Source organism: Nocardia caishijiensis NBRC 108228, assembly GCF_001612825.1.
Taxonomy (GTDB): domain Bacteria; phylum Actinomycetota; class Actinomycetes; order Mycobacteriales; family Mycobacteriaceae; genus Nocardia; species Nocardia caishijiensis.
This window is the reverse complement of record NZ_BDBE01000034.1, coordinates 71,494-90,062: the sequence shown is the minus strand read 5'-3', so window position 1 is coordinate 90,062 and position 18,569 is coordinate 71,494. Positions and strand designations below refer to the sequence as shown.

Here is an 18,569-nt window from a genome sequence, read left to right as displayed (position 1 = left end):
CACCCGTCACCCGACCGCCGCCCCTCATGGAATCACGACGCGATGCTGTGTTCACTTGGTCTCCAGCGCCTTCATCCGGTCGAGGATCGAGTCCTGTGTCGGATCGCGCAGTTCGTCGACGATACGGCCGTCGGCGAGGAACACCACCCGGTCGGCGTAAGCGGCCGCGCGCGGGTCGTGGGTGACGATCACGACGGTCTGACCGAATTCGTCGACCGAGGCACGCAGGATCGAGAGCACCTCACCGGAGGAATGCGAGTCGAGGTTGCCGGTCGGTTCGTCGCCGAAGATGATCTCCGGTTTGCCGACCAGCGCGCGGGCACAGGCCACCCGCTGCTGCTGCCCACCGGACAGTTCGCTCGGTCGATGGGTGAGCCGGTCGGCGAGGCCGAGCCGCTTCACCACGGTCTCGAGCCAGTCCTGGTCGGCCTTGCGGCCCGCGATGTCGAGCGGGAGGGTGATGTTCTCCAGCGCGGAGAGCGTGGGAACCAGATTGAACGCCTGGAAGACGAAGCCGATGCGATCGCGGCGCAGCGCGGTCATCTGCTTGTCGGACAGGCCGGTGAGCGAGGTGTCACCGATGCGGACCTGGCCGCCGCTGGCGCTGTCGAGCCCGGCCAGGCAGTGCATGAGCGTCGATTTGCCCGAACCGGACGGTCCCATGATGGCCGTGAACTCGCCACGCGCGAAGTCCGCCGATACCCCGTCGAGGGCCTTGACCTGGGTATCGCCGGAGCCGTACAGCTTCACCAGGTCCTGTGCTGCGGCGGCGATCTCGGTGGCGGCCGCCGTATCGACGGCCTCGGTCCCCGTGGGGTGTGAAGTCATGGTGTCCAGTCTGGCGGGCCGCCGTCACCGGCGCCATCCGGGATTCCCCCGATGCCTACCGGATGACCCACTCGAAGGCGTCGGCCTTCGACCGCGCGCCCTCGGCGGTGCGTGATCGGTTGGGCTCACCCAGTTCGGCGAGCAACTCCTCGGTGAGCCCGACCAGCCGCGTGAGTTCGTCGGGGCCGAACCAGGACGGGCGGGTGGCGAACAGGATGTCCTCGGTAGCGGTGTTGCCGCTGGCGCCGGGCGCGAAGGGGCAGCCGCCGAGACCGCCGAGGGCACCGTCGACCATGCCCGCGCCCGCCTGGATCGCGGCGAGGGTGTTGGCCACACCCATCCCCCAGGTGTCGTGCCCGTGGAAGACGATGCGCCGCGCCGGTGTGGTGTCGCGGACAGCGGTGACCAGCGTGCTCACCTGGCCGGGCGCGGCCTGGCCGAGGGTGTCGGCGAGGACGATGTCGGTGGCGCCGTCGGTGCGCGGGTCGCGGGCGATGGCGAGCACCCGTTCGGGGTCGACCGGGCCGTCGAACGGGCAGGTGAAGCTGGTCGCCAGGCACAGCTGGATCGAACCGTTCGCCTCGTTCGCCAGCCGGATGGCGTCCGGCATCGCGGCCACCGAGGTCTCGGTATCACGCCCGATATTGGCCTTGTTGTGGGCGTCCGACACCGAGAAGCAGTACTGGAAATTGCGCGCGCCCGCCTCGGCGGCCTTCTCGACGTGTCGTGGCGTGGCCACCCACACCCAGCATTTCGCCAGCTCATCGGGGGTGAGCGCGGCGATCAGCTCGAGCGAGTTGGCCATCGGCGCGACCAGATCGGGCCGAGCCATCGAACCGATCTCCAGTGCGGGCACCCCGGCGGCCAGGAGTCGGCGCACCACGTCGATCTTGTACTCCACCGGCAGCACCTTGCCGGTGAGCTGCAAACCGTCGCGCAGGGTGACATCGCGCAGCAGCGCGGTCATCGCCGGTGCTCCGGTTCCTGCGCGGGCACACACATCACCCCGCCGCACGGTTTGTCGCCGACGCTGGCCGGGGTGGGGTGCACCGTCGGACGCACATGGCCCGGTCCGCGTGGTTCCCACTTGCTGCGGACCGGTGGACGGCGCCGACCGTGTACTCGTCTGGTCACGATGCCTCCAGCGCGTCGATCTGATCGTCGGTCATCCCCAGCAGCCCACCGAGCACCTCCCTGGTGTGCTCACCGAGGTCGGGGCCGACAGCGCGGATCGGCAGCGACGCACCCCCGATCACCGGGACGATGCCGGTGAAACCCACCTGCTTGGGTTCGGGCTCGCCCACCTCGACCGGGAACGACTGGATCATGTTTCGAGCTCGGTACTGCTCGTCGGCCACGATATCGGCCGCGGTGTAGATGGGTCCGCACGGGATCGCGGCGGCGTCGAGCAGCTTCAGCGCCTCGCCACGGGTGTGGCGCACGGTCCATTCGGCGATCGCCGCGTCGAGTCGCTCGCGGTGGCGCCAGCGTCCGGCGTTGTCGGCCAGTTCCGGGTCGACGGCCAGGTCGGGACGGTCGATGACCCGCATGTACCGCTGGAAGATGGCGTCGCCGTTGCCGCCGATGATGATGCTGAACCCGTCGCTGGTCGGATAGGCGTTGCTCGGGGCGATGCCCTCCATGCGGCCACCGACCCGTTCACGGTTGATGCCGTAGGCCAGGTGATCGGGCACCAGCGATTCCATCACCGACAGGATCGACTCGTTGAGCGCCACGTCGATGATGCGCTCGGCCTGCGGCACCCGGCCGATGCGTTCACGCTGGAACAGGGCCATGACGGTGCCGAACGCGGCGTAGATGCCCGCGATGGAGTCACCGATGGACACCCCGACACGCACCGGCGGCCGGTCGGGGTCGCCGACGAGTTCGCGCAGCCCACCCACGGCCTCGGCCACGGCGGCGAAGCCCGGCCGCGACGCCATCGGACCGGTCTGGCCATAAGCCGAGATCCGGGTGATCACCAGATTCGGGTTCACCTGCTCGAGCACCTCGGGCCCGAGGCCCCATTTCTCCAGCATCCCCGGCCGGAAGTTCTCCAGCAGCACATCGCAGTGCGCGAGCAGATCGAGCACGATATCGCGGCCCGCCTGGGTGCGCAGATCGAGCACGATCGACTTCTTGTTGCGGTTCACCGTGCGATACAGCATGGAGGTGTCGCCGCCGTACAACCGCCAATTCCGCAGCTCGTCGCCGGTACCCGGCCGTTCGACCTTGATGACCTCGGCACCGAAATCACCGAGAATACGACCGGCGGTGGGAGCGGCCACATAATTGCCGAGTTCCAGGACGCGAACACCGTCCAACGGCCGAATACACTTGTCCGCCACCCGGCAACTCTAGCGCCTGCCCGCCTCTCCGCGACTTTGGGCCAGACTCCGGTGCGGGGAGACCTGGGGGACGCGGCAAGCCCCAGATGTGCGGTGAGTTGGCCCGTGCCCGGTGAGTTACCGATGTTCTTGCGGTGGTCAGGCGAGACCTTTCGATCAGCTGGCCAGTAGCTCTACGCCCTCGATGATCGAGTACTCTTCGGCATTGCCCGCTATGGTCTTGCTCGCCCGCCCGTCGACGCCGACCGGGATGTCACCGGCCAGGGTGATGCGGGTCAGTCTGCGGGGCTGGTCGTCGTAGTCGTCGATCGCGTAGTGCTGGGTGGCGCGGTTGTCCCAGATGGCGACGTCGCCGTCGGCCCAGTTCCAGCGGGTGGTGTTCTCCAGCCTGGTCACACGGTCCTGGAACAACCGGAACAGCGCGTGCGACTCGCTGGTCGACAGGCCGACGAAATTCTTCACGAAATGCCCGAGCAACAGCGCCCGTTCCCCGGTCTCCGGATGCACGCGGACGACGGGGTGCTCGGTCTCGAAGTACGTCGACTGGAATTCGGCCCGGTACTGCTCGGACTTGGGCCGCAGCGGCTCGACGTTCTTCGCGGCGTAGTCGTAGACGTTGGTGTGCACGGCACGCAGGTTCTCGGCGAGCAGCTTCAACGGCTCGGGCAGCGAGTCGTAGGCCGCCACGGTGGAGGCCCAGGTGGTGGAGCCGCCGTAGGTCGGCAGGTACTCCGCCCGCAGGATCGATGCCTTGGGCACTCGGTCGACGAACGTCACGTCGGTGTGCCACGAGTTGGCCCGCCCGTTCTCCGAGTCGATGGCCAGGCTCTTCACCCCGTGTGACTTCACGGTGGGATGCGGGGTGGTCGGGCTGCCGAGCAGCTGGGCGAACTCGTACTGCCCGTCCTCGGTGAGGTGGTCCTGCCCCCGGAAGAAGATCACCTTGTGCTCGTTGAGCGCGCGCCGGATGGTGGCGACGGTCGCGGCGTCCAGCTCGCCGCCGAGACGGACGCCGTCGAGCCGCGCGCCGATATGGGCGCCGAGCTTGGTCACGGTCACGGGGGCCTGGTCGACCATGGGATCACCTCTGTCTTGTGTGGATCGGTTGGTACGCCCCAAGCACACCGCGAATCCGATCGAACAGACAGGTTTTCTCGCCCGCTGATCGAAAGCCCTCAGCCCAGGCTCTCCCGCAGATACGCCAGGTCGTCGGCGACTCCGTCGACCGGAGTCTCGAGGATCACCGGGGCGCCCGCGGTGCGGCAGACCTCGGCGAGCAGCTGCGGGTCGATGGTGCCGTCGGCGAAGTTGGCGTGCCGGTCGGCACCGGAGTCGAACTCGTCGCGCGAGGAGTTCAGGTGCACCAGGTCGATGCGGCCGGTGATGGCCTTGATCCGCTCGACCACCCCGACGAGTTCCTCGCCGCCCGCCCAGGCGTGGCAGGTGTCGAGGCAAAATCCGGCGCCGTGGTCGCCGACGGCGTCCCACAGCTGGGCGATCGAGTCGAAGTGCCTGGCCATCGCGTGGTTACCGCCCGCGGTGTTCTCGATCAGGATCGGCACGGCGAAGCCGCCCTTGTCCTGCTGGCGTTCGAACAGCTTGCGCCAATTGTCGATGCCGGTGTCGATCTCGGCATCGGAGCGCACGTGCCCGCCGTGCACCACCAGCCCGAACGCGCCGAGTTCGGCGGCCGCCTTCGCCTGCTGGGCGACCGCGTTGCGCGAGGGCATCCGCAGGCGGTTGTTCAGGCTGGCCACGTTGATCTGATAGGACGAGTGCACGACAACGTCGATCGGGCTGGCCAGGATCTCGGCCGCCTTCGGATGCGGTTGCGGCTTGTCCCAGCTCTGCGGATCGACTACGAACATCTGGATGACGTCGGCGCCGAGCTTCTCGCCGAATCCGATCGGATCGCCCTCGTCGCGAACGTGTGCTCCAATGCGCATAGCTGACACCCTAATCCGCGGCACCGACAAGGTCGGCCGATGTTGCGCGTGGGAGTCGGCGGGAGATACATCGGTAGAATTTCGAACGGGTGCTCTGCCCTGGAGGGGGTGACTTCGCGTGTTGGTCAAAGGCGACGTGTTCGCCGGCTACACGATCCGACGTGTGCTCGGCCACGGTGGGATGGGTGTGGTGTACCTGGCCCGACACCCGCGTCTACCCCGGCTCACGGCGCTGAAGCTGCTCAGTCGCGATCTGTCCGCCGACGAGGAGATCCGTCGCCGCTTCGAGCGCGAGGCCGATCTGGTGGCCCAGCTCGAGCACCCCAACATCGTCAATGTCTACGACCGTGGCACCGACGACGATCAGCTGTGGATCTCCATGCAGTTCGTCGCCGGGACCGATGTGGCGACCGCCGATGTGAACGTGCTGACCCCCGGTCGCGCCGTGCAGATCGCGGCGGAGACCGCCACCGCGCTGGACTTCGCGCACGCGAGCGGTGTCCTGCACCGCGATGTGAAACCGGCGAACATCCTGCTCGCCAAGCCACCCATCGGCCGCCCGGAGCGGGTGGTGCTCACCGACTTCGGCATCGCGGCCGTGCGCGACAGCGAGACCACCCTGTCCTCGGCGGGCTCGATCACCGCCACCCTCGCCTATGCCGCGCCCGAGCACCTGGCCGGTGGTCCGATGGACCATCGCGCCGACCAGTATTCGCTGGCCTGCACCCTGTTCTGGATGCTCACCGGTTCGGTGCCGTTTCCCGGACCGAGCCCGGCCGCGGTGATCCAGGCGCACATGAGCACCCCGGTTCCGCCCCTGCGCAGCCTGCGTCCCGACCTGCCCCCGACGCTGGACGCCGTGCTGGCCAGGGCCACCGCGAAACACCCGACGGCCCGGTACGCCAGTTGCGCCGAATTCGCCGAAGCGGCGCGGGCGGCGCTGTTCGCCGTGCCCGGCCCGTGGCATCACCAGCCGCAGTACACCTCCAACGGTGTGGTCCTGCGGGCGCGGGAAGCCCCTCGGCCCTACCCGACGCCGCGACCGGCCACCCCCGCCCAGCCGTATCCGCACGTCGAGCGGCCCCACACGCAGCGCCCGTCGACGGGTGGCAATCCCGTCCCGCCTCGGCGCCCGGCCACCCGGCCCGGAACCATCGACTTTCCCGGTGGCCGTAACCATCCCGGCTACATCGTGCCGCCGCAGCACCGGCGCCCACCGTGATCGTGTGCCCGCAGTTCGCGGGCCCCGTCGGTTTCGTGACCGACTGCTATGGTTTCGATGATTTTCGGTACGCGCGTGCGCTGGTGGGTCCCGGCGCACGGCGGGAAGTGGAGCAGACATGCTGGCCAACGGAGATGTCTTCGCCGGCTATGTGATCGAACGGCAGCTCGGCCGCGGTGGCATGGGTTCGGTCTATCTCGCCAAGCACCCGCGTCTACCGAGGCTCACCGCGCTCAAGCTGCTCAACCGCGAGATGTTCTTCGACCAGGAAGTGCGTGCGCGGTTCGAACGCGAGGCCGACCTGGTCGCACGCTTGGACCACCCGAACATCGTCACCGTGTACGACCGGGGCCTCGACGACGAACAGCTCTGGATCTCCATGCAGTTCATCGACGGCATCGATGCCGCCTCGGTGGAAGCGCAGTCGCTGCCGCCCGCCCGGGCACTGCAGATCGTGAAGGAGACCGCCGACGCGCTGGACTACGCGCACGGCATGGGTGTGCTGCACCGCGACGTGAAGCCCGCCAACATCCTGCTGGCCCGCTCGGGCGCGGGCCGTGGCGAGCGGGTGTACCTCACCGACTTCGGTATCGCGCGCCTGCGGGACGACACCGGTCATCTCACCCAGACCGGCACCTTCACCGCCACCCTCGCCTACGCCTCCCCCGAGCAGCTCACCGGCGCCGCCCTCGATCACCGTTCCGACCAGTACTCGCTGGCCTGCACGCTGTTCTGGTTGTTCACCGGGACCGGTCCGTTCGCGGCGACCAACCCGGCCGCGGTGATCCAGGGGCATCTGCAGCAGCCGCCGCCACCGCTGAGCAGCGTGCGTCCCGGGCTGCCGCCCGCGCTCGACGGTGTGCTGGCCAGGGCGATGTCCAAGCGTCCCGACGACCGGTTCGCCACGTGTTCGGACTTCGCCGCCGCCGCGACCGCCGCGCTGAGCAATCCGAGCTCGCCCGCGCTGCCGCTCGCCCGGCCGGGAACGGGACCGGGGATGCCGATCACCGGTGGCCAACGCCCGACCACCGGCGGCGCCGTCCCACAGACCGGTTCGCCGTTTCCCGTTGCGACGCAGGGCCCGATGACCGGTTCCGGGATGACCGGCAACGCGATGACGGCGGGCCCGATGGGCACCGCGGCACACACCCAGGGCCCGATGACCGCGCCCCCGATGCGCAACCAGACCCCCGCTCCGCAGACCGGCGGCGCCTACCCCCAGCAGTCGCACCAGCAGTTCGCGGCGGCGCCGCCGCGTCCGCCGACGGGTGGCGGTTACACCCAGTACCCGCAGCGGCCGCCGTCGAAGTCCAACACCGGGCTGATCATCGGCATCGTGATCGCGGTCGTGCTGGTGCTCGCCTTGCTCATCGGTATCGGTGTCGCGGCCGGCGGCGGCGATTCGAGCACCGCGTCCACCACGTCGACGACCACGACCTCGGCCAAGCACGTCACCCCCGACGCCGCCGCGATCAGCGCCGAGTTCAGCCAGATGGTGCCGCCGGATGTCGACAGCGAGACCGGCTACAACGGCTCCACCTGCTGGGAGACCGACACCAGCTACACCCCGACGGACAACGACGGTGATCCCGAGTTCGGTTCCTGGGTGTGGCAGTGGCGCTGCTACGGCGGCGGCGACGACTCGGACAACGACCCGTTCTACCGCTTCTACGTCTACAACTCGGCCGCCGATGTGCAGGCGGTGATCGACAGCCTGCCCGCCAACACCAAGTCGACCGACACCAACGGCGGCAAGCAGTACACCAACTACAAGTTCTCCGACAACGGGAACAAGATCGTCACCGTGTTCACCGGCGACCCCGATCGCGCCCAGTTCCTGATGTACTCCGACAGTTACGCCGAGGCCGACGAACTACTGAGCTGGTGGCGTTCGGCGCCGCTGAACTGATGCGGGAGACGACGGGGGTTTTCGCCGGGTACACCATCGAGCGACTGCTCGGCCGTGGTGGCATGGGTTCGGTGTACCTGGCCAGGCATCCACGGCTGCCCCGGCACACGGCGATGAAGTTGCTGAACCGGGAGTTGTTCTTCGACACCGAGATCCGGGCCAGGTTCGAACGCGAGGCCGACCTGGTCGCGCAGCTCGAGCATCCCAATATCGTCACCGTGTACGACCGGGGCGTCGAGAACGACCAGCTGTGGATCTCGATGCGCTACATCGACGGTGCCGACGCCGCGTCGCTGCCCGACCCGGTCGATGCGGCACGGGCGGTGCACATCGTCGCCGAGACCGCCGCGGCGCTGGACTTCGCGCACAGCCGCGGGGTGCTGCACCGCGATGTGAAACCGGCCAACATCCTGATCGAGTCCGTGCACGGCGCCGAGCGGGTGTATCTCACCGATTTCGGTATCGCCCGCCTCCACGACGACAACGCCGCCAAGCTCACCCAGACCGGAAGTTTCACCGCGACCCTCGCTTTCGCCTCGCCCGAGCAGCTCACCGGGGTGGCGCTCGACGGTCGCGCCGACCAGTACTCGCTGGCCTGCACCCTGTTCCGGCTGCTCACCGGCGCCACCCCGTTCGACGCGCCGAATCCGGTGTCGGTGATCCAGGGTCACCTGCAGCAGCCACCGCCGCGCGCGAGCGCGCTGCGACCCGATCTGCCACCGGCGATGGACGCGGTGCTCGCGCGCGCGATGGCCAAGCGCCGCGAACACCGGTACGCCACCTGTGCCGAATTCGCCGCCGCCGCCGCGCAGGCACTCACCGCTCCCGCTGTGCCACAACACTTTCCGATGCGCCCGGCGCCCACATATCCACCCGACTACCCGCAGCCGAGGCAGTGGCAGGCCCCGCCACCCCGTGCGCCGAGGCGGAAACCGGAGAAGTCCGTCGCCGAGGCCTATCTCGGTCCCAAACGGACCTCTCGCTGGCAGGGGTCGTTCATGGGCTGGCTGTCGATGATCGCGCTCTTCGCCGTGGTCGGCTTGCTGATCTTCGCCGTGTTCACCGTGTGAGCTCGTAGTTCGGGAAGTCGCGTACGGGCCGGAATCCGATGCTTTCGTAGATCTTGTTGGACGTGGGATTGGCCAGATCGGTGAACAGGCAGACGTCGGCACCATCGGCCCGGATCACCGCCGACACGGCTGCGGTGAGCGCACTGGCGTACCCGTTGCCGCGCAACCCGACCGGCGTGTAGACCGGTCCGATCCGAGCCCAGCCGAACACCTCGGTCTGGCGGGCGACGAAGCTGCGCGGCGCACCGTCGACCTCCCACAGCCACCACCATCCGCGCTCGATCAGCCGCAGCGCCCGTTCCTCGTCGAGCGCGCGCGGCGCGGCACCGATCTCGCGGTCGAAATCGGCGAACCAGTCCAGGCACAGCGCCACATCGTCCGCGGTGGCCGGACGGGCGGCGCCGGGGACGGTCGGTGGGCGCAGAGTTTCGAGCCGGTGGAGCCGCGCGGTGTAGTCCAGGCGATGGGTTCCCGCGTGCGCCACCGCCCAGTGAGTGAGAAATCCGTCGACCTCGGCGCTCGATCCCTCGACGCTGCGCAGGTTCTCGACGCGCTCGACCAAAGTGTCGACCACCGCAGGAAGGCTGTCGGCGGGCAGGTCACCGAGGTAGGCGCGACCGTCATCGGTGCACTGGGCGAGCCCGACGACCTCGTCGTCCCGGACGGCGAGGAAGCGGGTGCCAGCGAAGTTCCGGTCGATCTGGTTGACGACGCTGCTCGCGATCACCGTGTTGCGCAGGGCATCACGGCGCAGAAGTGCTTCGGCTTCGGGCAGGAACCGGGCGGCGTCACCGGTGATATCGATTCGCACCGCATCGACGGTAGCGCGTACCCGTCGGCGGCGGAATCGGAATATGTGGCAGCTCAGGCGATTTCGCGCGGCTCCTGGTCGGCACGCAGCTTGAGCAGGATCAGGCCCGCGGTGCAGGCCAGGATCAGACCGGCCACGGTGATCTCCACATGCAGCCCCGCGATGCCGAGGCCCGCACCGACGAGCCCGCCGACGAAGAACACCCAGCCGAGCACCCGGGCCGCGACAGCGAACGCGCGGTTCCCCGGCGGGGTTGCGGTGTCGGGTGTCTCGGGGGCCTCGGTGGCCGGATCGGGGTTCGCCTCGGCCGTTTCCAGCCGGGGTGTCGAATAAGCTCCCATCAGACTCTCCTCGATGACGCCGATCTGATTCTTGCGTCGCGCAAACCTCGCGCGTCAGGGGTTTCGGTCCGGGCGTCTCATGCGTAACTTTGCTCACACACGCTACGACCCCCGCGCTACAAAAGCGCGCGACACGTCCCCACGACACGCTTGCGAGATCAATCCGATATCTGAATCATTCATGTTTACAATGAGCCGATTTTCACGGGCTGCACTACTGTGAGGCGACCCGAGCCGACGAGGAGTACAAGGCGATGGAAGACAGCAGGGCCAAGCTCGTAGGTCCGGCAATCGCTGTTGGCGCGGTGTCGCTCGGCCTGATCGTGATCGGCGCGTGCGGCGTCGGGCAGCAGGACGTGTACGTGACTCCGCCACCGCTGCAGGCCGGGCTGGCCGCGGCACCGAGCCAGGTCGCCGACGAGCCGACCTCAACCACCGTGCGGGTCTCGATCCCGCCGTCGCCGAGCTGGCGCATCGCCCCGTACATGTCGCCACGCAAACCGTTCAGCCTCAGCTCGACCGAGACCACCTCCCCCTCGGAGACCCCGCCCACGGACGAGCCGACGACCGAACCCCACCCCACCGAGGCGACCACCGAATCCCGCCCACCCGAGGCGACCACCGAGCCCCCCGAAACCACCACCGAGGACTCGACGCCGACCACCACCCGCCCACCGCGCACCACACCACCCACCCGCACGGTGAACCCCCCACGCACCCGCCCCACCTACCAGGGCGAGTTCGAGGACTCCGACATCCCCACCACCAACGCCCACGACAACGTCACCCGCACCCCCACCCCCACCACAGCGGCCCCGTCGACCACCCAGGCCGACGGCTGACATCACCTCACTCGAGGCCCGTGCCCGAGCGCATCGAGGTCGGTGGCACCGAAGAGATCGCCGACACGATGCCGAAGCTTTCCGGCCATGTTCGATCCCCACTCATCGCCTCGTCATGATTCTGGGGCAATATATCGAGCTCCCGACAGCTTCGCTGGCAGACCAGCCCCCATCTCGCTATGCTGCTGATCGACCGCCAAAGGGGGCGCGGTCGTCAGAAGTATTGGGGGAGGCTCGTTTTCATGATCCAGGCGTTCAACGCTGGTCTCGGTCGTACGTCCGCCTCGCGCGTATCGGTGCGTCCTGCCCGGTCCGCGATGACGGCCCGGGCAGGTCGTACGACGAGGGTGGGCCAGTCGTGGCCGATGAACTGAAAGTCGCGCCCGAAGTGCTGATTCAAGCGGCACAGGGGATCACGGGAATCATCAGCGAACTGTCGGAGATCGGCGTCAAGGAGACCGCGTCCTCGGGGCGTGGCTTCGCCCTGCTGACCATGTCGGGTCTCGAGGCGGGGAAAGCGGCGGTGCAGAAGGGGTTCGAGGAGTTCACCGAGCGGTGGTCGTGGGGTGTGCGGTATCTGGTGCAGTCCGGTAACTCCATCGCCGAAGCGGTGGGATTGGCGGCGGGCCGCTATTACATGATGGAGCAGCAGGGCTCGGACACGTTCAAGCAGATGTACACCCACCTGCTCGGCAATCCCCATCTGTCGAGCGCGGAGATCAAGGCCCGCACGTGGGGTGAGACTCTCGCCGACAATCCGATCAACATGGCGCTCAACCCTGATTACACCGCGGAGTCCTTCGAAGACGCGGCCGCCCACGCGGACAAGAACTGGCAGGTGGTCCAGGCTGTCGGCCCGCAGGCCCTGGCCAATCTGTCGACCCTCGATCCGTATTCCTACGCCAAGCCCGGAGACGACGGCCTGCCCGATGCGGGCTGGAACACTCAGGCCGCGGAGCGAGCGGCCGAGATTCTGAATCCCCCCGGCTGATCGATGGGAGTGTTCGACAGCCTCGGCGACCTGTTCGGGCGAGGTGTGGAAAGTGCTGTCGAGAAGGCCGGTGAGCTCGCCGACGACGTGCTCGACGTCGCGTCCGTCGGCGCCACGAAGCTCGGTATGGACAGCCTGGCGGAATCGCTCGACGACCTCGGCGATCAACTCGCCTCGGCCGCCGGTGGTGAGGTCGAGGAACGCGCGCTCGGGGAGACGAAGGACCCGAAGGAACTGATCCGAGGCGAGCCGACGGTCATCACCGACGCCGCGACCTCGTTGCGTGACATGGCGACCCAGATCGCCAAAACGGGCGACGCCTTGAAAACGATCGATGCCGCGGACTGGACCGGCGCGGGGGCGGACGCGTTCAACGCCGTCTACGACCAGCAGCCCAAACTGTGGTGGGACGCCGCGGAAGCGTTCACCGCGACCGCCGCTGTCCTCGACACCTGGTCCACGGCGGTCACCACGGCGCAAGCCCGCGCCGCGGACGCGATCACCGAGTGGGAACGTGCGCTGACCGAGGAACGCACCAAGAAGGACTGGTGGAACTCACTCACCGGCGATCAGCAGAAACAGGTCGGCCCCCTGCCCGATACCTGGACCGCGCTGCGCGACAACGCACGCCAGATCCTGAGTTTCGCTCGCACCCAACGCGACAACGCCGCCGGTGAGGCGACGACGAAAATCGCCGAAGCAACCAACAAGGCGCCGACGACGCCGCCGTTCACCTCGCGGATGTCGGCCAACCTGTCGGATCTGGCCGATATCGGTGAGCACGCGAAGTTGAGCTTCGAGTCCGGCGTGCTCACGGGTCTGACGGGGCTCGTGCAGTTCGTTCGGCAGGTGAATCCGGCCGATGTCTACAACATCACCCATCCGGCCGACTACATGTCCAAGATGTCGGACCTGGGGACCGGCCTGGTGGTCGCGGCCGCCGATCCCGGTGCGGCTGTCGATGCGATCCTTTCCGAGGCCCGCGCGAACCCGTTCGAGTTCGCGGGCGCGATCACGAGCGACCTGTTGGTCACGGTCGCCACCGGCGGTGGCGGTGCGGCGAAGCCGGTGTTGTCGGCGATCGACAAGCTCGGCGACGTCGGTCGCCGCCTTCCCGGCGGTAACCACGACAGTCCCGATGGTGCGACGCCGGAGCGGTCCGGCACCCCCGAACCGGCGAATCGTGGCGACGAGAACGCCCCGCCGCAGGCCGGGGTGCCGGACGGGCCGCGCGCCGACCCGCAATCGAACGTCGACGCGGGCGCCCGCCCCGATTCCGCACCGGCAGCTCCGGCGCAACGCCCGGACACCCACCGACAGGAATCACCCGAAGACAACACGCCCGGCACGCCTGTGCACAACACCCCGGAACCGCGTGTCGAGGCTCCGGCGACCCGCCCGGATGCCGAAACAATCGCGCCCCGTCCGGATTCCGACAACCCGGCGCCCGTCCGAACCGATCCCGCCGACCAGCCCAGCACCCCGGCGCACGCCGACGCCCCGGAGCCCGATCCCGACGACGCCAAGACCGTCGAGGCACCCCGCCAACCCGGCACGGACCCCAATCCGACGCGGCCGGTGCAGGATTCGAGTTCGCCCGTGAGCCATCCCGCTACCGACGCACCGACCACCCACACCCCCGCCGACACGGCCCGCACGGAGCCGCCTGCGCGGGCCGTCGACACGGATCCGGCCACCCCCAAGTCCGACCCCGGAGCGGTCGATTCCGATTCGACCCGACAACCGCCCGCCCGCTCCGACGCGGATGGTGCCGCGGACTCGACGTCGGATCCGCACCGATCCGATGCCGAGCACGACTCGACCCGGCAGCCGCCCGCGCGCACCGACAGCGACGCGGAGACGACAGCGGATCACGATCCGACCACTCCGACCCGTTCGGATTCCGAGCCGCCGCAACGCGACTCGACCACACCCGCGTCGACCCTGGCTCCGACACCGAGCACCCGCACGCCGGAGGCACCGGCAACCACCCGGGCACCGGACCCGCGCCCCGCCGCCACACCCGACAACCGACCGGTCCGAGATACCGACACCGAGAGAACTCAGCCGAAACCCGACGAACACTCCGGCACGCCCGACCAGGACAAGGCCGACCCCAGCCCGACCCCGCGCGCGACGCCGGATTCGAACACCCCCGAGTGGCAGGGTGATTCACGACCATCCCCCGACCACGACACCACCTCCGCTCCCGCTCGTGGCGACAGCGACGGTTCGTCCGCTCCGGATCCCAACGAACCAAGAACCGACGCCGAAGGCGACCACGACACGAGCGGCACCGACAAGTCCGGCCAGGACGAGTCCGACACCTCTGAACACGTCGACGATCCCGAGAAGATCCGCGAATCCACCGCGGAGAATCCGGTCGAACACGACCGGACCGACGAGGACATCGAAGAATGCAACGACCCCGTCGACGCGGCCACCGGTGAATTCCTCCTCCCCGAACTCGACCTGAGCCTGCCCGGTGTCCTGCCGCTGATCCTGAAACGTCGGCACCGCTCGAACTACCGCTTCGGCCGCTGGTTCGGGCCGTCCTGGTCAGCGACCCTCGACATGCGGGTCATCGTCGACGACCACGGCGTCATCTTCATCGGCGAGGACGGCGTAACGCTCCTCTATCCCCACGCTGAGCCCGATGCACCGGTGTTGCCGCTCGCCGGTGCGTCACGCTGGACATTGACCCGGACCGAGGTCGGCGGGTACCGGGTCTGGGATCCCGAACGCGAATTGATCTGGCATTTCGCACCCGAACCGCTCCGGGCCGGACTCGATGTCGCCCTCGGCAACTACGCGATCTCGGCCATCACCGACCGCCACCGCAACCGCATCCGGTTCCATTACGACAGCGACGGCGCGCCGATCGAGATCACCCATTCCGGCGGCTACCGCGTGGCCGTGACCACCGCCCGGGGGCGTGTCACCGGTCTCGACGTTCTCGGCCCGTCCGGTGGCCACCTCGCCACCATCCGCGAATTCGGTTACAGCGCCGGACAGTTGGTCGCGATCACCAACGGTGTCGGTGCGACCACCCACTACACCTACGATCACGCGGACCGCATGACGTCGTGGACAGACTCCAACGACAACTACATGGTCAACACTTACGACGCGGCAGGTCGAGTCACCCGTCAACGCGGTATCGCCGGAGTTCTCGACGCCGAATTCGACTATGCCGCATTTCCCGACGGCACCGGCCGGATCACCACCCACACCAATTCCCTCGGCGCCGCCACCACCTACGGCTTCGACACCGACCTGCGCACCCGCGATGTCCGCGACCCCAACGGCGCCCGAACCCACACCGACTACAACACCGACCGCAACCCACTGACTTTCACCGCCGCCGACGGCGCGGTCACCCGCTACACCTACACCGACGACGGTGACGTCGCCTCCATCACCCGCCCCGACGGCAACACCATCCACTTCGAGTACCTGTTCCGCAACCGCCCCACCCGCATCACCGACGTCGACGGCACCGAAATCCGCCGCGAATACGACACCAACGGCAATCTCACCGCCATCGTCGCCACCACCGGCGCCCGCACCACCTTCACCCACCACCCGTGCGGCGCCGTCGCGTCCATCACCGAACCGAACGGTGCGACCACGACGATCGACGTCGACTCGGCGGGTCTACCGATCCGGATCACCGACGCGCTCGAGTCGGTGACCACCATCGAACGCGATGGTCTCGGCCGCCCGCATCGGATCACGGATGCACTCGGCGCGACCACCATCCACCGGTTCTCGCCCACCGGTCAGCTCCTCGAACGCGCCCTCCCCGACGGTCACCGCGAAACCTGGACCTACGACGGCGAGGACAACCTCCTCACCCACACCGACCCTGCCGGTGGGGTCACCCGCTTCACCTACACCGCCTTCGACCTCCTCGCGGCCCGCACGGACCCGGCGGGCGCGACCACCACCTACACCTGGGACACCGAACGCCGCCTCACCTCCGTCACGAATCCCAACGGTGAAATCTGGCACTACGTCTACGATCCTGCGGGTCACCTGATCGCCCAGACCGATTACACAGGCGCGACCACCCGCTACGCCCACGACCCGGCAGGGCGCACCGCCACGGTCACACCCGCCACCGGCATCACGCGACACCACGCCTACGACATCCTCGGCCGCCTCACCGCGATCACCACCGACTCCCGCGACTGGATCCATTACACCCACGATGTGTCGGGTCGTCTACTCGCCGCGGCCAACGGCACCGGCGAAACCCCTTCTCACACGATCCAGTTCACCTACACCGAGTCCGGTCAGCTCGCCTCACAGCAAGTGGACGACCAACCGCCGATGCGGTTCGACCACGACGACTTCGGCCGCCGCACCCGCCGCACAACCCCCAGCGGCGCCCAGACCCACTGGTCCTTCGACTACGCGGGCCGCCACGGCGCGATGACCGCCGACGGCCACAACATCGACTTCACCTACGACCTCACCGGCCGCCTCACCCGTTGGCAACTCGACGAACTCGCCGTCGACACCACCTACAACCCGACCGGCCTCCCCACCACCCAAACCGTCACCGCCCACCCACACCGCCTGTTCAACATCGGCCTCGACTCCGCCCCGCGTACCCCACCGAGCACCCTCCGAACCGACGAGTACGCCTGGCGCCCAGACGGTTACCTCACCAACCACACCACCCACCACCCCGACAGCGCGTCGATCAGCCGCGACTACGAACTCGACCCGATCGGGCGGGTGACCACCCTCACCCGCAACAACCAGGTCACCGAGCGCTACACCTACGACCCCCTCAGCAACATCACCAGCAGCCACACGCCCGACTCGAAGACAACGCCCGCCCCCGATACCGCCGACTCCGGCCGCCGCGAATACCGCAACAACCTCCTGATCCGAAACGGCCGCACCACCTACCACTACGACAGCGCGGGCCGCCTGATCAGAAAAACCACCACCCGCCTCTCCCGAAAACCCGCCACCTGGCACTACCGCTACAACAGCTTCGACCAACTCACCGACGTCTGGACTCCCGACCACCAATGGTGGCACTACACCTACGATCCCCTCGGCCGCCGCACATCCAAACAACACCGCACCACCGACGGCACCATCCTCGACCGCACCGACTACACCTGGGACGCAACCACCCTCACCGAACAAACCACCCTCGAATCCACCACCCGCTGGCACTACCAACCCGGCACCCACACCCCCCTCACCCAAACCACCGACCAACCAACCATCGACCGCGAGTTCTACGCAATAATCACCGACCTCGTCGGAACTCCCGCGCAGCTCATAGACCCCAAATCGGCCTACTCCATGGCTGCTGCGGACGTCGGTCTCTGGGGGCGCACCATATGGCGCGGCCAGTCCAGCTCTCCACTGCGGTTTCCTGGGCAGATTTACGATCCGGAAACCGGTCTGCATTACAACATGTTCCGGTACTACAACGCGGATACGGGCCGGTACCTCACACCCGACCCACTGGGCTTGGATCCCTCACCCAACCCCCACTCCTACACCACGAACCCGCTTCGGTTCATCGATCCCCTCGGTCTCAGGCCCACAGACTGCGAGCGATTCAAAAACTTCCATAGGCAGGTTGCGCCCGGAGATCTTCACGGAGCACCGCCCCCATACCCGGGCGGGTACCCAGGGCACGCGCTTTCGAAGCACCGCGTCTCCGCCCAGGTTCAAGCGTCTATCCTCAACAACCCTGAGCGAATCTTCAGCGGAAACTTCCACGGCGTAAACCATCTCACCGGTCAACCGTACACCCGTTCTGTCGACATCTATTATAACAACGGCTCGGTAGTGATTACTGAAGCTGGCAACAAGAGCTCAGTCATCACAGCATATGGTTTGATCGATAAGAGAAGCTCGTCGCCGAGAGCTGTCAATCCCGACAAAAAATGGGCCGATGACCCAAATTTTGTCGAGATTCGCTTGAATAACAACCATAACGAAGTAATTTATCCAAACCGAGAGAACTGGGAAAGGAATGAGTGGCAGTGAATATGGAGGACGACTTCCAGAACCCTCCGCGGCTAGGCCGGTGGACGTCTTTAATCAACTCTCTAGTCGCCGGGTTGTCCAAGCACCTCAACGAAACCGTAACCATAGTCGACGCGGGCGAGATGCCTGATGGATTCTCCTCTTCCATACGAGGGCCCGAACCTTGCCATCCATCCCTCCAGGTGGCATGGGAGGGCACGCTTGGAATGCAGAATATTGACGGGAAACCGCATG

The 18,569-nt window shown here is 67.6% G+C and carries 13 protein-coding genes; 6 read left to right on the top strand and 7 right to left on the bottom strand.

Annotation, left to right across the window (positions count from 1 at the left end):
• Nucleotides 1–51: 51 nt before the first annotated feature.
• The 5 genes from NC7_RS18610 to NC7_RS18590 form a co-directional block, all read right to left on the bottom strand.
• Complete coding sequence (locus tag NC7_RS18610; protein WP_067984851.1) at nucleotides 52–828, bottom strand: ABC transporter ATP-binding protein; 777 nt, start codon at nucleotides 826–828, stop codon at nucleotides 52–54.
• 55 nt (nucleotides 829–883) lie between these two features.
• Nucleotides 884–1,795, bottom strand: a complete 912-nt coding sequence (locus tag NC7_RS18605; RefSeq protein ID WP_067984850.1) for a hydroxymethylglutaryl-CoA lyase-like TIM-barrel protein — start codon at nucleotides 1,793–1,795, stop codon at nucleotides 884–886.
• Between the two features lie 163 nt (nucleotides 1,796–1,958).
• Entirely contained in the window at nucleotides 1,959–3,176 is a 1,218-nt protein-coding gene (locus tag NC7_RS18600; RefSeq protein ID WP_067984848.1) for a CaiB/BaiF CoA transferase family protein, read from the bottom strand.
• 156 nt (nucleotides 3,177–3,332) lie between these two features.
• Nucleotides 3,333–4,253 carry a TauD/TfdA dioxygenase family protein gene (locus NC7_RS18595; RefSeq protein WP_067984845.1) on the bottom strand — a complete coding sequence of 307 codons (921 nt, stop codon included), beginning with the start codon at nucleotides 4,251–4,253 and terminating at the stop codon, nucleotides 3,333–3,335.
• A 98-nt stretch (nucleotides 4,254–4,351) separates the two neighbouring features.
• Nucleotides 4,352–5,122 (bottom strand): deoxyribonuclease IV, encoded by a 771-nt coding sequence (locus tag NC7_RS18590; RefSeq protein WP_067984843.1) that lies wholly within the window; start codon nucleotides 5,120–5,122, stop codon nucleotides 4,352–4,354.
• Nucleotides 5,123–5,240: 118 nt separating this feature from the next.
• Here NC7_RS18590 and NC7_RS18585 point away from each other — a divergent pair, with 118 nt between their 5' ends.
• The 3 genes from NC7_RS18585 to NC7_RS18575 all read left to right on the top strand — a co-directional run bounded on the left by NC7_RS18585 (nucleotide 5,241) and on the right by NC7_RS18575 (nucleotide 9,323).
• Entirely contained in the window at nucleotides 5,241–6,344 is a 1,104-nt protein-coding gene (locus tag NC7_RS18585) for a serine/threonine-protein kinase (RefSeq protein WP_084458591.1), read from the top strand.
• A 118-nt stretch (nucleotides 6,345–6,462) separates the two neighbouring features.
• Nucleotides 6,463–8,253 carry a serine/threonine-protein kinase gene (locus tag NC7_RS18580; RefSeq protein WP_067984841.1) on the top strand — a complete coding sequence of 597 codons (1,791 nt, stop codon included), beginning with the start codon at nucleotides 6,463–6,465 and terminating at the stop codon, nucleotides 8,251–8,253.
• Nucleotides 8,253–9,323, top strand: coding sequence for a serine/threonine-protein kinase (locus NC7_RS18575; RefSeq protein ID WP_084458611.1), 1,071 nt, complete (start codon nucleotides 8,253–8,255; stop codon nucleotides 9,321–9,323). Before NC7_RS18580 ends, NC7_RS18575 begins: the two co-directional genes overlap by 1 nt.
• On the opposite strand, the gene NC7_RS18570 is transcribed toward NC7_RS18575, so the two are convergent.
• Nucleotides 9,313–10,134 carry a GNAT family N-acetyltransferase gene (locus NC7_RS18570; RefSeq protein WP_067984839.1) on the bottom strand — a complete coding sequence of 274 codons (822 nt, stop codon included), beginning with the start codon at nucleotides 10,132–10,134 and terminating at the stop codon, nucleotides 9,313–9,315. The genes NC7_RS18575 and NC7_RS18570 overlap by 11 nt on opposite strands.
• Before the next feature lie 53 nt (nucleotides 10,135–10,187).
• Nucleotides 10,188–10,475 (bottom strand): hypothetical protein, encoded by a 288-nt coding sequence (locus tag NC7_RS29225; RefSeq protein ID WP_067984837.1) that lies wholly within the window; start codon nucleotides 10,473–10,475, stop codon nucleotides 10,188–10,190.
• Nucleotides 10,476–10,729: 254 nt separating this feature from the next.
• Here NC7_RS29225 and NC7_RS18560 point away from each other — a divergent pair, with 254 nt between their 5' ends.
• The 3 genes from NC7_RS18560 to NC7_RS18550 all read left to right on the top strand — a co-directional run bounded on the left by NC7_RS18560 (nucleotide 10,730) and on the right by NC7_RS18550 (nucleotide 18,335).
• Nucleotides 10,730–11,317, top strand: coding sequence for a hypothetical protein (locus NC7_RS18560; protein WP_157102072.1), 588 nt, complete (start codon nucleotides 10,730–10,732; stop codon nucleotides 11,315–11,317).
• Nucleotides 11,318–11,675: 358 nt separating this feature from the next.
• Nucleotides 11,676–12,308, top strand: a complete 633-nt coding sequence (locus NC7_RS18555; protein WP_067984833.1) for a hypothetical protein — start codon at nucleotides 11,676–11,678, stop codon at nucleotides 12,306–12,308.
• A gap of 3 nt (nucleotides 12,309–12,311) precedes the next feature.
• Nucleotides 12,312–18,335 carry a putative T7SS-secreted protein gene (locus tag NC7_RS18550; RefSeq protein WP_157102071.1) on the top strand — a complete coding sequence of 2,008 codons (6,024 nt, stop codon included), beginning with the start codon at nucleotides 12,312–12,314 and terminating at the stop codon, nucleotides 18,333–18,335.
• The last annotated feature ends 234 nt before the right edge of the window (nucleotides 18,336–18,569 follow it).

Excerpts from the sequence above, each read along its gene's own strand:
- NC7_RS18610 (WP_067984851.1), bottom strand. The coding sequence starts at position 828 with ATGACTTCACACCCCACGGGGACCGAGGCCGTCGATACGGCGGCCGCC.
- NC7_RS18605 (WP_067984850.1), bottom strand. The coding sequence starts at position 1,795 with ATGACCGCGCTGCTGCGCGATGTCACCCTGCGCGACGGTTTGCAGCTC.
- NC7_RS18595 (WP_067984845.1), bottom strand. The coding sequence starts at position 4,253 with ATGGTCGACCAGGCCCCCGTGACCGTGACCAAGCTCGGCGCCCATATC.
- NC7_RS18590 (WP_067984843.1), bottom strand. The coding sequence starts at position 5,122 with ATGCGCATTGGAGCACACGTTCGCGACGAGGGCGATCCGATCGGATTC.
- NC7_RS18580 (WP_067984841.1), top strand. The coding sequence starts at position 6,463 with ATGCTGGCCAACGGAGATGTCTTCGCCGGCTATGTGATCGAACGGCAG.
- NC7_RS18575 (WP_084458611.1), top strand. The coding sequence starts at position 8,253 with ATGCGGGAGACGACGGGGGTTTTCGCCGGGTACACCATCGAGCGACTG.
- NC7_RS29225 (WP_067984837.1), bottom strand. The coding sequence starts at position 10,475 with ATGGGAGCTTATTCGACACCCCGGCTGGAAACGGCCGAGGCGAACCCC.
- NC7_RS18560 (WP_157102072.1), top strand. The coding sequence starts at position 10,730 with ATGGAAGACAGCAGGGCCAAGCTCGTAGGTCCGGCAATCGCTGTTGGC.
- NC7_RS18550 (WP_157102071.1), top strand. The coding sequence starts at position 12,312 with ATGGGAGTGTTCGACAGCCTCGGCGACCTGTTCGGGCGAGGTGTGGAA.